At 40.2% G+C, this 19,391-nt stretch carries 16 protein-coding genes, 1 tRNA gene and 1 pseudogene; 14 read left to right on the forward strand and 4 right to left on the reverse strand.

Annotated features, from left to right (window positions below; translation table 11 throughout):
* Window positions 1-817: 817 nt before the first annotated feature.
* The 4 genes from AC4MC0_RS00915 (at window position 818) to ahpC (ending at window position 4,311) form a co-directional block, all read left to right on the forward strand.
* A complete protein-coding gene (locus tag AC4MC0_RS00915; RefSeq protein WP_491887220.1) occupies window positions 818-1,810 on the forward strand; it encodes a DUF1852 domain-containing protein in 993 nt (330 codons plus the stop codon).
* Window positions 1,811-1,846: 36 nt separating this feature from the next.
* The gene (locus AC4MC0_RS00920) at window positions 1,847-2,893 is read left to right on the forward strand and encodes a methionine synthase (protein WP_005401562.1); all 1,047 of its coding nucleotides are present in this window, start codon (window positions 1,847-1,849) and stop codon (window positions 2,891-2,893) included.
* An 84-nt stretch (window positions 2,894-2,977) separates the two neighbouring features.
* The gene (locus AC4MC0_RS00925; RefSeq protein ID WP_005401563.1) at window positions 2,978-3,469 is read left to right on the forward strand and encodes a flavin reductase; all 492 of its coding nucleotides are present in this window, start codon (window positions 2,978-2,980) and stop codon (window positions 3,467-3,469) included.
* Between the two features lie 278 nt (window positions 3,470-3,747).
* Entirely contained in the window at window positions 3,748-4,311 is a 564-nt protein-coding gene (gene ahpC / locus AC4MC0_RS00930) for an alkyl hydroperoxide reductase subunit C (protein ID WP_004691631.1), read from the forward strand.
* A gap of 97 nt (window positions 4,312-4,408) precedes the next feature.
* Here ahpC and AC4MC0_RS00935 read toward each other — a convergent pair whose 3' ends face one another.
* Together AC4MC0_RS00935 and ycaC are read right to left on the reverse strand one after the other, a co-directional pair.
* Window positions 4,409-5,332 (reverse strand): LysR substrate-binding domain-containing protein, encoded by a 924-nt coding sequence (locus tag AC4MC0_RS00935; RefSeq protein WP_279745660.1) that lies wholly within the window; start codon window positions 5,330-5,332, stop codon window positions 4,409-4,411.
* A gap of 127 nt (window positions 5,333-5,459) precedes the next feature.
* Window positions 5,460-6,086 carry an isochorismate family cysteine hydrolase YcaC gene (gene ycaC, locus AC4MC0_RS00940; RefSeq protein WP_491887221.1) on the reverse strand — a complete coding sequence of 209 codons (627 nt, stop codon included), beginning with the start codon at window positions 6,084-6,086 and terminating at the stop codon, window positions 5,460-5,462.
* Window positions 6,087-6,416: 330 nt separating this feature from the next.
* Here ycaC and AC4MC0_RS00945 point away from each other — a divergent pair, with 330 nt between their 5' ends.
* From AC4MC0_RS00945 to AC4MC0_RS00955, 3 genes are all read left to right on the forward strand, one after another.
* Window positions 6,417-7,298, forward strand: a complete 882-nt coding sequence (locus AC4MC0_RS00945) for a pirin family protein (RefSeq protein WP_005401567.1) — start codon at window positions 6,417-6,419, stop codon at window positions 7,296-7,298.
* Window positions 7,299-7,712: 414 nt separating this feature from the next.
* Complete coding sequence (locus tag AC4MC0_RS00950; RefSeq protein WP_005401568.1) at window positions 7,713-9,011, forward strand: FAD-dependent oxidoreductase; 1,299 nt, start codon at window positions 7,713-7,715, stop codon at window positions 9,009-9,011.
* 3 nt (window positions 9,012-9,014) lie between these two features.
* Window positions 9,015-9,845, forward strand: a complete 831-nt coding sequence (locus AC4MC0_RS00955) for an SAM-dependent methyltransferase (protein WP_063454609.1) — start codon at window positions 9,015-9,017, stop codon at window positions 9,843-9,845.
* Window positions 9,846-9,912: 67 nt separating this feature from the next.
* On the opposite strand, the gene AC4MC0_RS00960 is transcribed toward AC4MC0_RS00955, so the two are convergent.
* Both AC4MC0_RS00960 and AC4MC0_RS00965 read right to left on the reverse strand, forming a co-directional pair.
* Window positions 9,913-9,988 (reverse strand) — tRNA-Thr (locus AC4MC0_RS00960).
* Between the two features lie 178 nt (window positions 9,989-10,166).
* Complete coding sequence (locus AC4MC0_RS00965) at window positions 10,167-10,394, reverse strand: hypothetical protein (protein WP_004691623.1); 228 nt, start codon at window positions 10,392-10,394, stop codon at window positions 10,167-10,169.
* A 511-nt stretch (window positions 10,395-10,905) separates the two neighbouring features.
* Here AC4MC0_RS00965 and AC4MC0_RS00970 point away from each other — a divergent pair.
* The 7 genes and pseudogenes from AC4MC0_RS00970 to AC4MC0_RS01000 form a co-directional block, all read left to right on the forward strand.
* A pseudogene (locus AC4MC0_RS00970) lies at window positions 10,906-11,233 on the forward strand (tyrosine-type recombinase/integrase); the annotation flags it as partial.
* Window positions 11,234-11,636: 403 nt separating this feature from the next.
* A complete protein-coding gene (locus AC4MC0_RS00975) occupies window positions 11,637-14,402 on the forward strand; it encodes a hypothetical protein (protein WP_491887222.1) in 2,766 nt (921 codons plus the stop codon).
* Between the two features lie 308 nt (window positions 14,403-14,710).
* Entirely contained in the window at window positions 14,711-15,577 is an 867-nt protein-coding gene (locus AC4MC0_RS00980; protein ID WP_491887223.1) for a YagK/YfjJ domain-containing protein, read from the forward strand.
* A gap of 118 nt (window positions 15,578-15,695) precedes the next feature.
* Window positions 15,696-15,974, forward strand: a complete 279-nt coding sequence (locus AC4MC0_RS00985; protein WP_005400084.1) for a hypothetical protein — start codon at window positions 15,696-15,698, stop codon at window positions 15,972-15,974.
* Window positions 15,975-15,996: 22 nt separating this feature from the next.
* Window positions 15,997-17,052, forward strand: a complete 1,056-nt coding sequence (locus AC4MC0_RS00990) for a DUF932 domain-containing protein (protein ID WP_242760085.1) — start codon at window positions 15,997-15,999, stop codon at window positions 17,050-17,052.
* Window positions 17,053-17,194: 142 nt separating this feature from the next.
* Window positions 17,195-18,241, forward strand: coding sequence for a YqaJ viral recombinase family nuclease (locus AC4MC0_RS00995; protein WP_491887224.1), 1,047 nt, complete (start codon window positions 17,195-17,197; stop codon window positions 18,239-18,241).
* A 222-nt stretch (window positions 18,242-18,463) separates the two neighbouring features.
* Complete coding sequence (locus AC4MC0_RS01000) at window positions 18,464-19,345, forward strand: recombination directionality factor (RefSeq protein WP_491887225.1); 882 nt, start codon at window positions 18,464-18,466, stop codon at window positions 19,343-19,345.
* Window positions 19,346-19,391: the final 46 nt, after the last annotated feature.

Genomic DNA, 19,391 nt, shown 5'->3' on the forward strand with positions numbered 1-19,391 from the left:
TCAATTTATAGAGGCATTGCTTTAGATATTGAGTGCTAAATCGTCGATTGGGGATTTAACTGTGGCAAGTGTTACTTTTTTTTAAAAAAAACGACAATGCAATTTTTAATTCAGTTATGCAAAAAATGCATGAGATGATTATTTAGTTTTACTTGATATAGGTGAGCTGTTTTTAATATAACGACCGAATGTTTGTTTTTTTCATTCTGATTGGTGATAGGAAAGATATTAAATTTCCTGATTCTGTGAGGAAGAGCCAAGGTCAGAAAGAGGAGCCAAAGTTAATAAATACAAGAACTCAAAACCAAGCTTGCACTCTTAATTTTCCCACAGACAAAACCATTGAATTGCCTGTTTTATCTAATATTTTAATAATCAGTTCATGACTTTAAGTTGCTGATATAAATAGATAATTAAAATAGAGGTGTAGCGTGTTGATAACATTGATTTAGCAATATCATGACTTTTCACAGCTCACGTATGAGGGTTTGATGTTTTCATTCTCTCCTTTCGTACATCCACAAAAAATTATCCACGCACAATTCATTGTGAATGCGACAGAATTTCCAAACATGAATTTAGTTCACTTTGGTGTGAGATTAAATCATTTTTATTCATGTGATCATTCAGGTATAAATTAAACCACGCTCTTAACGATAGATCATATTCATCGTTGCTTCTTAGCCTGACGCTCAGAAAAATCTGAGAAGGTTGGAAAGACGATTTGCTAGAAAAATCCAAAAAGAAAATTGGACCCTCTAGAAAGAGCATGAAAGAAATTCAGTTTTATCGCAGAAATATAGGGTAACAGATCGCCATGAGTACAGAGTTTGCATGTTCAATTAAACGCATTCGTTTTGATGAAAACTATCAACCAGCAGATAACACACGTCTAACGACGAACTTTGCTAACTTGGCGCGCGGTGAAAGTCGTGAGCAGAACCTACGTAATACACTTCGTATGATTAATAATCGTTTCAATGCCTTAGCACAAACAGATAACCCGAATGGTGATCGTTATTCGCTTGAAATCGATATTATTTCTGCAAATTTAGACATTGAAGGGAATGGTCAAACTTTCCCAATTATTGAAATGCTGAAAAGCACGATTAATGATCACCACACCCATCAACGTATTGAAGGCATGATTGGCAATAGCTTCTCGTCTTATGTACGTGACTACGATTTTAGCGTGGTGCTGAAAGAACATAATAAAGAGAATTCGACGTCGTATGCACCTGAAGGTTTTGGTGATCTACATGGCAAACTGTATCAATACTTGGTGAACTCAGAGACTTTTAAAGCAGAGTTTAATCAACAGCCTGTGATTTGTTTGAGTGTTTCAACGGCGAAGAAGTATCACCGTACTGCAAATGAGCATCCTGTGTTAGGCGTTGAGTATAAACAAGATGAATATTCACGTACCGATGAGTATTTCCATAAAATGGGCTTACAGGTTCGCTTCTTTATGCCGAAAGGGAGCGCTGCACCTTTAGCATTCTATTTTGCGGGTGATTTACTGCGTGATTACACCGATCTTGAATTGATCAGTGTGATTAGCACCATGGAAACTTTCCAAAAGATCTATCGCCCTGAAATTTACAATGCAAATTCATCAGCGTCCCAAGTCTATCAAGCCAGCCTAGAGTACCCAGATTACTCTTTGACACAAATTGTCTATGACCGTGTTGAACGTGGTCAGCTCGCGGTCAAGCAAGGTAAATGGACGGAAGAGAACTTTATTAAGCCTTATCAAGACATCCTTGAACAATGGGCTGCGAATTACACCGTAGACAGCAACGCTGCTTAATTTAACTGAAATAGAATATTGAAATAGAGATTTAAAATGGCCATTTTATTACCAACATCAACTGCAGGCAGTTTACCGAAACCTTCTTGGCTTGCTGAGCCTGAGAAACTTTGGTCACCTTGGAAACTCGAGGGTGAGGCATTACTCGAAGCGAAACAAGATGCCTTACGTTTGTCATTGCAAGAACAACTCCATGCAGGCATTGATATCGTTAGTGATGGTGAACAAACCCGTCAACATTTTGTGACGACGTTTATTGAACATCTGGATGGCGTTGATTTTGAGAAACGCGAAACGGTTCGTATCCGTAATCGTTATGATGCGAGCGTACCCTCAGTAGTAGGTGCAGTAAGCCGTCAAAAGCCTGTTTTTGTTGAAGATGCTAAGTTTTTACGTAGCCAAACCACCCAACCGATTAAATGGGCGCTGCCTGGTCCGATGACCATGATTGATACGCTGTATGATGGTCACTACAAAAGCCGTGAAAAACTGGCTTGGGAATTTGCTAAGATCCTGAATCAAGAAGCACGTGAGTTAGAAGCTGCTGGCGTGGATATTATTCAGTTCGATGAACCTGCATTTAATGTGTTCTTTGATGAAGTGAATGATTGGGGTGTTGCAACGCTTGAACGAGCACTTGAAGGTCTGAAATGTGAAACTGCGGTTCATATTTGCTATGGCTATGGTATCAAAGCCAATACCGATTGGAAAAAGACCTTGGGTTCAGAGTGGCGTCAATACGAAGAAGCATTCCCTAAACTGCAACAATCTAAAGTTGATATCATCTCACTTGAATGTCAAAACTCGCGTGTGCCAATGGATCTGATTGAACTGATTCGCGGTAAAAAAGTCATGGTCGGTGCGATTGATGTCGCAACCAACACTGTTGAAACACCTGAAGAAGTTGCGAATACACTACGTAAAGCACTTCAGTTTGTCGATGCAGATAAACTCTATCCTTCGACCAACTGTGGCATGGCCCCTTTAGCACGTGAAGTCGCACGTGGTAAGCTGAATGCGTTAAGCGCAGGTGCAGAAATTATTCGTAAAGAACTTTCGGCTTCATACGCAGCAAGCGCGTGATGTGAAAGGGCTATCTATTTGATCAGAAATGGGTAGCTTTTATCTGAGTCAAAGCATGTGTCCGTTCTACTGAGGAATAAAATGATGATTGAAGCAACAGACTTTAGAAATGCAATGTCTTTGTTAACCAGTGCAGTGAGTGTCGTAACCACGGCAGGCATGGCTGATCGTCATGGATTCACAGCATCTGCCGTATGCAGTGTGACGGATACACCACCGACATTATTGGTCTGTATGAATAAAGCATCGCGTTCACATGCACATTTTGTCGATAATAAAATCCTAACTGTGAATGTGTTAGGTGCACAACATCAGCATATTTCGAATGTCTTCGCATCTAAAATGACGTCTGAAGAGCGTTTTAAACATGGTGTGTGGACAGAGCTAGAAACGGGCGCACCTGTTTTAAAGGATGCTTTGGTCAATTTTGATTGTGAAATTGATGATATTCAAGAAGTGGGAACACATACGGTTTTTATGTGCCGTATTGTCGCGATTCAACAAAGCCAACATGAGCAAAGTTTGGTTTATTTTAATCGTGCTTATCATCAGGTGGGGCAGACCGAAACGGCTTAAATTCACTTTTTATTGAACATCAAAGCTTTGAAAGGCCCTTCCAAATCATAGATTTTCCACTGCTTGACTCTAGATTTGACTGTATTGAGCCCATTTGAAAAATCGAAAGGTTTTCATTTAGACCACAAGATAGTGAAAATCGGGCAACAGCGTAGGGAAATAGTAAATCTAAAAATCCGATAAAAATAATAAAAACTTACTGTTTTACCAATTTTAGATTTGTGCGTATTCTCGCTTCATCACTTAAGCACTCTCACAAATCTTTTGAGGACGAATACATGAGTTTAATCAATACTGAAGTTAAAGCGTTTAATGCAACAGCCTACCAAAATGGTGAGTTCATTGAGTTGTCTGAGCAAAACTTAAAAGGCACATGGTCTGTCGTATTTTTCTATCCTGCTGATTTCACCTTTGTGTGTCCAACAGAATTGGGCGACTTAGCCGATCACTATGCTGAGTTTAAAAAACTCGGTGTGGAAATTTACGGCGTATCGACCGATACCCACTTTACCCATAAAGCATGGCACGACACTTCAGATGTGATTGGTAAAATTCAGTATCCCTTGATTGGCGATCCAACTTGGACTTTGTCTAAAAACTTTGATGTGCTGATTGAAACAGAAGGTCTAGCAGACCGAGGTACTTTTGTGATTGATCCTGAAGGTAAAATCCAAATTATTGAAATTAATGCTGGCGGTATTGGTCGCGATGCGTCTGAACTATTACGCAAAGTGAAAGCAGCACAATATGTGCATGCACACCCAGGCGAAGTATGTCCTGCAAAATGGAAAGAAGGTGAAGCAACGCTTGCGCCGTCAATCGACTTGGTTGGTAAAATTTAAATCAACCTCGATGGTTGCATTGTGCTGAGTCATGAGCATGATGCCTGTACAAAATCAGCCCAAGTGGCTGATTTTTTTATGCGGGTTCTTTTAGCTTTTACAGATGGTAGCCTTTGCTGGTGCTGGCAAAGCCTCTTAAACCCTGAATCAAATGCTCAATTAGTTTTTCCATGACCAAACGTTGTCCTTTACGTGAAGCATAGACCAACTGTACGGTTCCAATATTGGAACACCAGTCGGGCAAAATGTGAACTAGGCGACCTGAAGCAATATCTGCCTCTACCGTTAAGTAAGGCAGGTTGGCAATGCCGAGTCCATCCAGAGCCGAGTAATACACGCCTGCGACATCATTACTTTTGACGCGTGGTTCTAAAGGAATAACGATCTGTTCATCACTCTGGGTATGATGCAATAACCATTGATAATCGGACTTTTGCACCCCCAGTGCGAGCGTTGGAAAATCATTCAGCTCGGTGGCAAATTGAATTTCACGGCCTTGTAGCAGATCAGGACTGGCCACCAAACAATGTGTAGTTTTGACCACATCACGGACCACAATGCTTGAGTCTTCATTGGCGCTAAAATTGGTTCGAATGGCAAGATCAATGTCATCATGCAAGACATCGACACGACGGCTGGTTAGCTCCATTTCCACTTGGACTTTGGGATATTGTTTTAAAAAATGATTGAGTAAGCTTCGCACTTGATAGCGCATCATCACAGAAGGGCAGCTGATCTTGATTAAACCTTGCGGTTCACTTTTCTGTTTCAGTAAAACATTGTGTGCACTTTCGACTTGCTGAATGATTTGACGACATTCTTCAAACAGCTCTTGTCCCAAGGGGGTGACTTTAAAATGTCGCGTTGAACGCTGAATTAGGGTCACGTTGTACTTGGCTTCAAGGTCTAAAATGCGGCGACTAAGTTTAGACTTGGTGATGTTCGAGGCATCGCTTGCAGCACTGAAACCGCCGTGCTTGACCACAAGATAAAAATAATAATAGTCGTCAAATGAATGCATGATGGGTTCAAGCCTGTATTGATTTGTGACCGAAGCCAGTCTGTGATGGATGATCTGATACTGTATCATCGCTAACGATTGCGCACGACAAAAAAGCGATCCGAAGATCGCTTTTGCTCAGGTCGAATTATTTCTGAGCCGTATTTTTGCTATAGCTTTGAATCAGGTTTTTATAGTCTGGAATATGCGCTGCAAAGAGTGAACCGAGGCCTTCAATATCATTACGCCAGTCGCGGTGTAATTCACATGCTGCACCAAACCATGACATCAGCTGTGCGCCTTCCTGAGACATGCGATCCCATGCTGCATCACGGGTGATGGGGTTAAAGGTTCCCGACGCATCGGTAATCACAAAGACATCAAACTCTTCTTCCAGTGCTGACAGTGCAGGGAAGGCCACACAGACTTCAGTCACTACACCCGCAATAATCAATTGTTTTTTACCTGTGGCTTTCACGGCTTGAACAAAGTCTTCATTGTCCCATGCATTGATTTGCCCTGGGCGTGCAATATAGGGTGCATCGGGGAACATTTCGACCAATTCAGGGATCAAAGGACCGTTTGGACCATCTTCAAAACTGGTGGTCAGAATGGTGGGAAGATTAAAATATTTCGCGGCAGCAGCCAGTGCCAGCACATTGTTTTTAAATTTGTCTGGGTCAATGTCACGGACCAATGAAAGGAGACCCGCTTGGTGGTCAACCAAAAGAACCGCTGCATTATCTTTGTCTAAACGAATATAAGGTTTCGCCATTTTTCTGTCCTCGTTGTGATTATCAGTCGAGTCTCAAGGCCATCAGTAAGAAGGTTACGGCCTTGAGCTTGAACATCATCATAGGTAGGAAAATGAGACAATAAAATAAGCCAAACGAGATGCTTAATCTTAAAAATAGGAAAATTTGAGCAAAATATGCCATAAAATAAAGAATGGCTTTGTTTTTAAATTGTTTTTTATGTGGGTGAGATGATTTTAGCGGTATTGTCCTATCTGTGTGATTGTGTGTACTAGCGCAGCGCTATAAGAGGGCTGAGGAAAGGGGTAGTATAGATTGCATATTCATCCTATCGATATAGGAGTTCCAAGATGAAAAAAGTAATCGGTGTTTATCGTAATCAAGACATGCATTGGGTTGGTGATGGTTTTCCTGTCAAAAACCTCTTTTCATATGACCGCTTAGGACAAGCAATTAGTCCGTTTCTACTTTTGGACTATGCTGCACCTTACAAATTTGATCCAACCACATCGCAACGTGGTGTGGGTTCACACCCGCATCGTGGCTTTGAAACAGTCACCATCGCTTATAGCGGTGAAGTGACGCACAAAGACTCTAGCGGCGGCGGTGGTACCATCAATACTGGCGATGTACAGTGGATGACTGCGGGTTCAGGTGTGGTACATGAAGAGTTTCATTCTCCTGCCTTTACTGAGCATGGTGGTTTGTTTGAAATGGTGCAACTTTGGGTGAATTTGCCAGCCAAAGACAAAATGACCACACCGCGTTATCAAGCCTTGACCGTGGCGGATATCCCGCGCATCGAAATGGATGACAATGCTGGACATCTACGTGTGATTGCGGGTGAGTTTGGTGGTCATCATGGCCCTGCTCAAACGTATAGTCCCGTCAATGTTTGGGATGGTGAATTAAAAGCAGAGTATGAAACTTTTATCCATGTGCCCGTCACGCATAACACGATTGTGGTGGTACTCAGTGGTGAAGTGCTGATTAATGGCACGCAAAAAGTGGTGGATAGTTCCATTGTGATGTTTGCTCAAGATGGCGAAGCTGCAATTCAACTACAAGCGCTGCAAGACACTAAGTTCTTGGTGTTGACTGGTGAACCACTAAATGAGCCAATTCAAGGTTATGGTCCATTTGTGATGAATAGCAAAGCGGAAATTGTGCAAGCTTTTGACGATTTTAATCGTGGCAAGTTTGGTGAAATCCCCGTTGCTGTGGTGGACTAAAATCTTGTCGCTAAAAAGAAGAAATCCCTACTCGGTCAAGGGTAGGGATTTTTTAGGCGCTGTAGTCTTCTTGTTTTGCATAGTTGGTCATGAATTATTATGTGATGTAATTATCGTTTTTATGCGGGGCGAATATTAGCGCTTTTTCGCTGGTTTGTAAAACGGAAGTTATAAAAATAGTTAATTTATATACTTTGTTTTTAAAGGGTTTATATTTTTATTTAAAATAAAATGTATAAAAAACCTGTGTTTATTTAAGTGACTTTTTAGTGTAATAAAATGTAATTTAAGCAAATATCGTCCTACCAGTGCGGCACATGAAAAAATGTGATTCTGGTATTTTTTAATAGCCCTATTTTTTCGACATTGGGTCATAATTTCAGTCAATATAAGTCAGACTGACGGATCATAATTTTGGATATTGCAGTTATTGGTAGCGGCATGGCCGGTCTTGCTACCGCAAGAATTCTAAAGGATGCTGGGCATAATATTACTATTTTCGAAGCACTGACTGGGCGAGGGATGGATAGCCACAGTACAGAGTTTGAAGGTGGATTGATTGATGCTCCGTTACGTGTCATGAACCCACACTTATGGAAAAATACCTTAAGTCTTGCGACTTATTTAGGCATTAAAACGTATCCAGTACGCACCTACATGGCGTGTAGTTGGTTGTTTGAAGACCGTACAGAAACATGGTTAACCACTACGCGTAGCCGCATTGGCAATTTTCCAATTATCAATAACCGCAAAGGCCTGCAGCAGTATGGATGGCGCTTGGTTAAAGGTATGTTGCAGCTTAAAACCGCGATTGCTAAATTCTTCAAATCTAAAGATCAAGACATTACTTTGGCTGAATTTATCAACCAGCATGACATTGAAGAAGTGTTTTGGCATGGCGCAGTCATGCCTGTGCTCTACACCATCTGTACCTGTAATCCAAAAACCATTGGCGAATGGCCAGCGAAACCGCTGTTGATCTTTTTACGTCAGTTGACGGATGGTGATGCTTTATTGCGTATACAAGGGGGAACACCTGCCTTAGTCGATAAATTGATTGAAAACATCAATATCCAAAGTGGATCTGCTATTAGCAAAGTCACTGAACAAGGTGACAAAGTTTTGGTTGAAAATAATAAGGGCGAACAGCAATTGTTTGACCGTGTGGTGGTGGCAACGCCAACCACAAAAATTGAAGAGTTTTTAGATCCTGTTCAGTTTGCAGATGATATTGCGCTGTTAAAACAGTTCCGTTTTGAGCAAGGCCAACTAGTGATCCATACTGATCCTTCCGTGATGCCACCTAAGCGGAAAGACTGGTCGGTGCTGAGCTATATGATGGACCGTAAGTTTACCCGTCAACAGTTCACGGTTTGGCTTAATTCAGTCGAACCAAGTCTGGTCGGTAAAAACGCCGTGTTCCAAACGTGGCAGCCTGTGACCGAGATTGACCCGAAAAAAGTGATTTCAACAGTAATTTTGACCCGTGCGGTGGTGGACTCGCAAACTGTGGCTTTGAATAAAGAGTTACAACAACGCCATAAGAGTGCTAACCGAAAAGTCTTCTTCTGCGGTTCATGGTCGTGCGATGGTCTGCCTATTTTAGAGTCTGCTGTCACTTCAGCAATGCATATTGCAGAAATTTTCGGTGCGCCATTGCCGTTTGTTGGATTAAAACCTAAAGTTGAGGTTGCCCCACAACTCGGCTACTAAAGCATGAAATGGCTCCAAACCTTACAGCGACATCTGCCCAAACATAAATATGCAATTGATGCAAAACAATTGGGAGATCACGCTGTATTGGCTTGGAGCAATCTTGGTTATTGGGAAAAGAACCCATCCTCCTATCCTGAGGCTTGCCAAACACTGGCAACGCATCTTGCTGATCGATTACAGCTAAAGTCAAATGACCGTGTTTTAGACTTGGGCTGTGGACAGGGCGCAAGTCTATTGCTGTGGCAGCAGCATTACCATGTTCAGCAACTTTGTGCGGTTGAGTTACAAGCTGAATGTATCCAGCGCATACAACACACTTTAAATTCAAATATACACATCATTCAAACGTCATTTTTAAATTTAAATTCAAAGCTATTTTCAGTACCTTTTAATGTGGTGTTGTGCCTTGATGCCGCTTATCACAGTGATTTAAATTCATTTCTAAGATCAACCCATTCTGTTTTAAATTCAAAAGGTCGGATTGGTTTTCACTATCTGATGCTGAGTAATGCATTTTTGAATTTAAATCGTTTTGAGAAACTTCAACTGAAAATGCTGTTAAAGGCAGCCGATGTTCATTTGGAACATCTTCAGTTAGAGACGAATTTGCAGCATTCGATAGAAGCACAAGGCTATCAGCAGGTTGCTATTGAAGATTTATCAGATGCAGTTTTGGCGGGGTTTTCTCGTTATTATCATGTGCATTTAGTCCAACAGGCCGCTCAAAATTTGGATTATTTCAAAATTAAAATGACGGCTAAGCTCTGCCAAAAATTATTTGAACAGGGCATCGTGCGCTATGTTCAAATTACGGCAGTGAAAGACATTTAAAATGAAATAAAAAACCAAAATGCCAGAAACAACAAAGCCTCACTAAAAAGCGAGGCTAAGTATAAAATGGTGCCGGCACACGGATTCGAACTGTGGACCTACTGATTACAAGTCAGTTGCTCTACCAACTGAGCTATGCCGGCAACGTGGTGAGAATAATAGCGGATTTTCTTGAAAACGCAAGCCAAAAAGTGAGCGATTGAAATGCACATGATTTTTTGTGCAAACTTCACCCACCAAAGGGTGGGTGAAAGCTAAGAATAAAATTTGGGGGGCTGTGATGAAACTATTTTTAAATAGGGTTCAGTGAAAACATGGAACTTATTTGCTCCTTAAAATTTGATCGAGGTCTTGGGCACATTCTTCCAACGTAAAAGCCATGTCGAGTTGCATTTGAGGTTTGAGTTCATTGGCCAGCGTTCTCCATTGTTCAATCAGACGAATTGCTTTTTGAATTTTATGTTTGTTGACATCCTTTGCAAGGGTTGGGGTATAACCGCCTCGTTTAGCGTTTTTAATTTGTTTGACATAATTGGTGCTGTTATTCATTCTGACTCCCGAATAGCAGTTTTATTGGTCAATTTTGTGTTTCGCTAGTTATATACCGCAAATGAATTGTGCTTCATAAACATTGCATCTAGATGATCATTGATGATTTATTTTAACCTCCCTTAGAAATTGTTTTAGCTCAAGTTTGAATCAGGTTCAAGCGTTTATTTTTGAATAAATATTTCACTTTGTGGTGCAAATTATCCTATTGGGTGAAGAGTCATTTTTATGAAGCAGACTTTGTGCCAAGTCTAAATAAGAATGTTCAGCATAAAAAAAGACCTTAATCTTTCGATTAAGGTCTTTAAAATTTTGGCGAAAGAGGGATTCGTATTTTTAATTTAAGATAATGAATATAAAATATTATTTTTTAATAAATTAGAAAAATACCCCCATTTATACCCCCAGAAGAGCGATGGTGGTCCTGCATGGACTTCACAGACAATCAAATGATTATATACTAACCATCTAAGCTTATCTCGGCACTATTAAGTTATGATTTTGAGCTTAAAGGTTTACCCATAGTCAGGAAGAGCTTTTCCCACATTGTCTAAACAATAAAGAGTAAATAGCTGATGCATAGTGAATCCATTTTGGCAGTCATTAAGCGTTCAGGCTATGCAGGTCGAATGACAACACACGGTTTTAGATTGCTATTCAGTACAGTCATGAATGAATCAAATCTGTTTAATCCTGATGCTATTGAACGCCAACTTGCTCATGTTCCTCAAAACAGAATTCGTTCCGCTTATAACAGAGCGCAGTACTGGGATGAGCGGGTAAAAATTATGGAGTGGTATGGGGAGCAGGCAAGAAGTTGGATGGATGAAGTGGGTTAATTTTCATTTCATTTTTCCAATTAATTTTATAGACGTGCCTAGCACGTCTTTTTTTATGCTGAAAATTTGAGGGTTTCCTATTGTAAGTGACTATACAACTACTATTTCAACCAAGGTTTAAAGAGTAAAAAAAGCCTATTTAGGCTACTGATGCTGTTTACTAAAAATGGGTATTCAACAACATTGGATGATGTATTGAAGGAATTTAGAGTGAGAGATAGAGTTATAAAAAATAGTATATAATGTTAAATAAATTAGTATTTAATAAATTTTTTTTAAGGGATAGAAATGAATAGCAAATTTCTTTAAGGCCTTATTTTATTGTATTTCATGCATAATATTAATAAAATCGAATAATTTAAGATAAATGTAGTACTTCAGTGGCTGTAGGTGGGCAAAAATAATGAATAAGCAATGGATGGGGCAGACTGAAGCTTTCTATAAAGAGTGCTTCACTTATTTGAAAGCTAAGTTTTCGAATAAAAGGCCGAAAGCCGTGGGGAGTGAAATTTATACTGAACAGCCTATTTATAATGAGACCATTGTTGCGTTAGAACAGATCCATAACGTGCTGACAAAAATTGAAAATGGTTCTGCATATACACGTGAAGATTACGAGGATTCTGTAATAAAAAAAGAAGTCGATAAAACTAAAGAGATCATCGATTTCTTTAAGGTGCTTGGGCTCAGTTCATCTGATGAAATGGCTAGTGCATTTGATAATTTTCATAAGTATTACTATTGGGATTCAAAAATTTATCGTTATAAAAAATTTCTGCATAGTTCGGAAGAAATGAAAGATTGGGACCGTACTGAGCTAAAAATGTGGAGTTTGGAAAAATTTGATGCCACAAAGTTTTTTGATTTTCTAGATCGTTATAAAAACTTCGTTGATTCATCTCTAGTCTTAAGTGATGAAGAAGGACAAAAGTCTGACTTGATTAACGAAAGAATTGTAGAACAAAATGCAAATTATGAAAGACTGCTTTCCAGCTACAACAATTTGTTAGATCAAAAAGTAAAATTTGGGGTGAGTGTATTTGATGTTAATTTACCTAGTAGTTTGAATGATCTAAGTGATCCTGATGTACGGTTTTTTTCGTCTAAGTTTGTAGCTGAATTTGCTCGTTATATGGATAGAGAGTTTAGTGGGGATGATGGCATCTTATTAGTTATTAACCATGCGCATGTGGTGAGCTACAACACATTTGCTTTATCATATTTGGTTATTTATAAGAAAAAAAATTATGATTCCCCAGAAAAACTGGTGGAACATTATTTAAAAAGAACATACACGTTTGCAGGTACACGAAAGGCTGAACATATAAAAGTGATTGATCGAGGGCAAATGATCAAGAAGATCTATCCTTTAGATCATTTCATTGGAGAATTAAAAGGCGAAAAACAAAAAATTGATTTTCGAGAAAAATTCCTGAGATATTTTTTATCGAGTGTTTTTTTGTTGGATGTTGATAAAGGAACTTTTCTTGAAGAGTATGAAAATTATTATTCTATTTTCTTTAATCATTTCAGATATTTTAAAGAAAAAATTTATATTGAACCAAAGTCTCAAAAAGTTCACAGATCTTTGTTTCAGCAGCTGGTTGAGAATAAAGTATTCTTGAGCGATCTGTTAGATGATGGAAATACGGATAATTTAGACAAATATTTTTATTTAAGGGATTTGACTCCTCAAGCCATAGAGCGAATAGAAGTAATTGAGTTTTTGTATCGTCAGCAAGCATCGATTCTGGAATGCGATGAGTACTTATTGGAAGATTTGATTCGAATTGAAAAATTTTTAACTCAACTGATGTTTTTAAGACGTGTGAATGCTTTTGAGACAGAAATGATACAGAAAGGCTTTAATGCAAAGCCTTCCTTTTTGAAACTGACAGTTTTATTTCGACAATTCATTTTAATTTTAGAGATGAGTTGTTTCAAAAATGCAAACCACATGCTAGGGAATTATTCTTCTAGTAAGAGTTTTCAATCTAGGAACTTACGCTCGGAAGCGGTGCGGTTCTTAAAAGAAATTAACAATGACTTTCCGCAGCTAGTCAGAATCGATTCCATTCAAACGATTAAAAATAAGCTACATAATTATCAAAACAGCATCCTTCGGGTTGTAGCAAAAGATGAAAAAGTGGCATTTAAGAAAGCTAAAAAGCATCAGGTATCAATAAAAAACTATCTTGAGCAAGTCCTTCAAAAAGGTGTAATTGTTTTGAGATTTATATTTACGTGTGGAGCGGTAGGGCAATTAGATAAAGCTAAAACATTTAATGCAATGTTCCAAGACTACATTGATAATTTGAAACGCCGCCACACAGCAGGGATACGCTTAGTTGATCATGTCGGAATCTATGTTCCTTATTGTCATGCCCCTTATATCGATGCAACGCTTTTTTTTGAGTACGATGAAAAAAAAGAAATTGAGCCGAATACTCTAAAAAAAGAAGTGGCTGAATATTGGGTTGAGTACGTCTTTAGAAAGAGTGAACAAATTCAAACCTATGTTCAGAAGCAGAAAAAAACCAACAATATGACTAATGCATTTGAATGTTTTAGGGGGGAGCAATTGTCAGCGAGATCGGTAGATGTGTTGCGAATGGAAGGTCCATTAAATGAAGAGTATGTAGAAGTTTTCCCAAATCAAAGAAAAAACAAACAATTATTAATGGAGAGTATCTCTAAATTTTATGCCTATGGTCCTTTAATTTTAGTTGACGATGAAGATCGTAACTTGTTACCAAGGAAAGATTGTTTAATTATGGGGCGAAAACGAAAAAGTCAGGAAGCCAAAGATAAAAAAGAGGGGGGCTCTAAGCCTACCGCAGGCGAAGCTGCGGGTCATAAGAGTGATATTCAAATATCAACTTTGTACAATGTTGAAACAAGTGCATTTGAAACTCCAAAATCGAATGAACAATACTGTACGGAAGATGAGTCCGTTGATACTTCTGGTAGTTATGAAAATTCAAGCAATATGCTTGCCTTAGAGCAAGATAAAAAACTTTTGGAGCCGATACCTAGTGTGGCCCCAGAAATTAAAGTAGAACAAGCTGATATATCAAAACCAGATGTAGGGAATAAGTTCATAAGAAAAGCTGTAATCGCGCGATCTAAAGCCAGAGTTAGAGCTATCGCTAAGCCGATAGTTAAATAGACTGAGTACTTTGTGCGTAACTTCCGCTTCAATCTTTTCTATAAAAATAGGAGAAATTGTAGAATTTCGACAGTTTGCTATAGAAGCAGCGTTTTTAATTTTATGAGATGTCGAGTGAGTGTGTTTTGAGTTTATTGGGCTAGGATATATATTTAATATTATTATTTATTAATTACTTAATCTTCTTCATGAACCTTCATCATCCCCAAATGATGAAGGTTTTTTATTGAGTTCAATATTTCAGTCCATGTGTAAAAAATACTGAGCAGTGATTCCTATGAGTTTAATCAACCATAGGAAATATACTCATGAACGAAGCACAAACCTTACTTGAAATTGAAAACTTTATGCTTAAGGCGACTAAAAGAACATACCGCTGGACTTACTTTAAAGCGGACTATGACGAACTAAAAAGATCAGCTGAAGCGGTCTACGATCCAAAATGTGAATACTGTCCTTTGGTTCAAGCCTACTTTGAATTATTGCCAGAGCATGCATCTTTCGAAAATCTAGAAGTCTTTAAAAACAGCAGAGCATTCAGTTGTTTTCAGAATGAGCTTATTGAAGAGCATGAATCCTTTCTTGATAAATTCAGCAGTAATAACCGTCGCAACCGCAATCGCTTGAAAGAGTATTTTAATAATCTTGTACAAAACCATCGCAAGTTATTGCTGGTCAGGGTTGATCTTTCATATCGATTCAATGCTCAGCCAGATATAAAACAATTTAAACGTGATGTGAATAAATTGGTACGGCGTATTCAGGACAAGGACACTATCTTTAGAGATCAGGTGGGTTATGCCTATCGTCTAGAGCAGGGAGGGAAGAGTAAAGGGTATCACTGTCATCTGCTGGTGATCTATAACGGTTCTTTGCGTAATCGAGATTCGTACTTAGCGCAGTGCATTGGTGAATTGTGGAAAGATAAAATTACAGGAGGGTGTGGACAGTTTTATAACTGCAATCAAGCTAAGCATAAAAAGTATTATCTGGATTTGAATCAATTAGGTATAGGAATGATCGAAAGGCGGAATTTAAAAGAGGTCGAGAATGCTTGGCTCGCCATCAGCTATCTGGCTGATCCTGAAAAAGACAATCAATACTTGAGAGCATCTGTGAAGGTAAAGGGGCAATTTAGTAAAGGGGAGTTAAAGCCTAGAGCGGCAGACCGTTGATCCCAAAAAATCATAGATATACATCATTAACATGAACTGTGAATGTTTATTTCCCCCGACATTCAAAATCTAAGGCTTGCCATACGGTAAGCCTTTTTTCATTTTAGAGGTATATCTTATGAGTAAACATTGTCCTTACTGTTTTTCTGATCAAATCGTTCAAGTGATGAATCAACAGGTAAATGGCTCGGCTGGAACAGGCGTTGCAGCATCAGCCTCCTTTGCCACGATTGGCGCATCGATTTCTAAAACCCTACCTTTACCGCTATCTCCATTGCTTGGTGGAATTGCAGGTGCTGTGATCGGTGGGGTATTCAGTAGCTTATTCGATTCACCTAAACAGCACATTCCGATGTGTTATTACCACTGCCACCACTGTAACCAAAACTTCCAATAAGTTCACAGAGGAGAAATGAACAATGGCACATCAAATTGAACAGATCGCCTATGTGGGCGAAACCCCTTGGCATGGCCTTGGGAATCAACTCAGTCCTCATCAACCGATTGAAGTCTGGGCAGAGCAGGCAGGCATGGATTGGCGGATTGAATCTTCCGATGTGAGTTATATGGCACAGAATGAACGTGGGCAAAGCATCATCATGCCGTATGAGGAACAGCGGGTGCTGTATCGTTCCGACACGCATGCCCCTTTATCTGTGGTCAGTCAACGCTATCAGGAAGTGCAACCGAAACAGATCTTAGAGTTTTATCGTGATTTGACTGAACAATCAGGATTTGAGCTAGAAACCGCAGGCGTGCTGAAAGGTGGTAAGAAATTCTGGGCTTTAGCCAAAACGGGGCAAACATCGGCTTTAAAAGGTAAAGATGTCAGCAATGGCTATATCTTACTGGCAACCGCTTGCGACGGTACACTGGCAACCACGGCACAATTCACCTCTATTCGTGTGGTGTGTAATAACACCTTAGCCATTGCCTTAAAGGGTCAAAACTCAAGTGCAGGCGTGGTTAAAGTCCCGCACAGCACCAAGTTCGATGCTGAGAAGATTAAGCAGCAATTGGGTATTTCAGTCCGTGCATGGGAAGATCACATGTATGAGATGAAACAACTTAGTCAACGTAAAGTCACACAGACTGAAGCAGCAGCTTATTTCGATGCAGTATTTAACAATACTAGTCTGAGTGTGCCTGAACAGGAGGATGGCATTATCCAGTTCTACCGTAATGTGGCGATGCAGGCTCAAAGCAATAACCCAGCAACCAAAGCCGACAACAAGACAGAACCAAATGGCCGTGCCATGTCGAAGGTGATGACCATGTTTAATGGACAGGGCCGTGGAGCAGAACTGAGTTCAGCCAAAGATACCGCCTATGGCTTGCTTTGCTCTATAACGGAATTTGCCGACCACGAACGCAGAGCCATGAGTCAGGATCATCGTTTGGATTCTGCATGGTTCGGTGCAGGTGCTGGACTTAAGCAAAGAGGATTAGAACAAGCCCTCGCGATGATTGCTTAAGTTTAATCAATGAGATGAGTTAATTTATTAGCCTAAGCATCCTTATTTCCATATTTCAAAGACCTTAACCCATTCATTCAAAGCTGTGTCTACGGACACAGCTTTTTTTATGCGCAAAATTTTACAGATAGAGGACATTACTATGAATTCAGCGGTGATTAACCCGAACAATGCAATATCGAGTATCCATACTCCTCGGCCCAAATTGTTTACAGCCAAACGCTTTGTGGATACCAAAAACCTGACGCATGCAGAATGGTTAGAAGTTCGACGCAAAGGGATCGGCAGTAGTGATTGTGCCGCAGCCTGTGGTCTCAACCCGTATATGTCGATGCTGGAACTTTGGATGATCAAAACTGGTCGTATCCAGCACAACATGGATGAACAAACTGAAGGGCATGCCCCTTTATATTGGGGAAAACGCTTAGAACCGCTGGTGGCGGAATACTACAGTATGCATACCCAGTATAAAGTGCGTCGCGTCAATGCAGTACTCCAACATCCAGATCCAGACAAACATTTCATGCTGGCTAACTTGGATTATTCAGTGGTGGGTAATGCAGATGTGCAAATTCTGGAATGTAAAACCGCAGGTGAACATGGTGCCAAACTTTGGCGAGATGGCATCCCGCTGTATGTACTTTGTCAGGTACAGCATCAGCTGGCGGTGACTGGAAAAAAGGCAGCACATGTTTGTGTACTGATCTGTGGGCATGAAACACGTATCTTTAAAGTCACCCGTAGTGAATCGGTGATTCAACATATTGTAAATGCAGAACGTTACTTCTGGGACTGTGTTGAAAAGGATATTCCACCTGATGCCGATGCCAGTGAATCCGCAGCCAAAGCATTGCAACTACTATATCCAGCACATGTGCCACTTAGTGTTGAAGATTTAAGTCATGACCCACATGCCAATCAGTTGTTTGATCAGCTCATCAAAATGAAAGCCGATCTTCAAGATCAGCAAGAACACGTTGATCAACTGAAACATCAAATCCAAATGCTAATGAAAGACAACGAACGTGCGGTGTTTAGCAGAGGTTCGGTGGTCTGGAAAAAAGCAAAAGATACGATCAGTCTCAATACCAAAACATTGATCGAACATCAACCTGAGCTAATACAGCAATATCCACTGCACAAGCAGGGTAGTCGTCGATTCAATATCTTTACTGATGCTGAATCTTGATCTAAGTGCCTGCATAAAAAATCGGCAAAGCAGCCCCTTCGCCCCTCCTTCAAAGAAGAAAGGGCATTGGACAGCTTTGCCAGATCGATTGACCGATGCACAACAGACTCCTGTAGTCATTGCTTGATGTGTCTTGCTTGACGCTATCAAAGAATGACGTAAGAGCAGGTGCTTCAATACATTCGGCTGATCAGTATAAAAATGAATAGAAGGAATATCCCCATGATTAAAGGTTTAGTGATTACACCGCCAGTACTCGGACGAATCAGTATCGGAAAAATTGTAGAAAAGAACGGCAAGCGCCTACCTGAAAAAGATGACCAATTCACCATCACCAGCCAAATCCAGAACAAGGAGGGTTGGGTGAAACATCCTTTAGATGAGCAGCTTCGAGTCAAAGCCCCTAGTCAAAAACTCAGAACCATTCCAGTACGGATGATCTTTAATGATCCCGAACTGAACTTACGTGCGGAATACAGTTTATTTGATCGGCAGACGGGGCGACTTGTTTGTATGGGCAATGGTGAAACCTGTCAACGCTTAACCAATCAAGGCGTAGAGCAACATCCATGTCCATCCCCAGATTTATGTGCCTTGGCACAAGGGGGCTTATGCAAGCCCTATGGTCGTCTGTATGTGAATTTGGATGAGTCGGATGAGTTTGGCAGTTTTGTATTTAGGACCACAGGCTTTAACAGTATTCGGACTTTGTCAGCACGACTCCGTTATTACCACGCAGCATCGAATGGCTTGCTGTCATGCCTGCCGTTGCAATTGACCCTTCGAGGCAAATCCACGACACAAAGCTATCGTACCCCTGTGTACTACGTGGACTTAACCCTACGTGAGGGGATTCACTTACAAGAGGCGATTCAAATGGCTAAGGAGATTGATCAGAAAAGTAAGTTGGCTGGATTTAATCAGCATGCTTTAGATCAGATAGCTTTACAGGGTTATGGGCATTCGCAGTTTGAGGTGGATAGTGAGGATGGCATGAATGTCGTTGAGGAGTTTTATCAAGGAGAGGAAGGTCAGCCAACAGATGAGGATAAAGTGTTTAATATCCAGCAGGGATTGCAAGGGTCGGTTACGGCGTTGAACTGAATTGGACTGGTTAAAACCTTACAGGAATCCCGTATCTCATGAGCGA

This window comes from Acinetobacter sp. CAU_H_S139_7, from assembly GCF_058599305.1.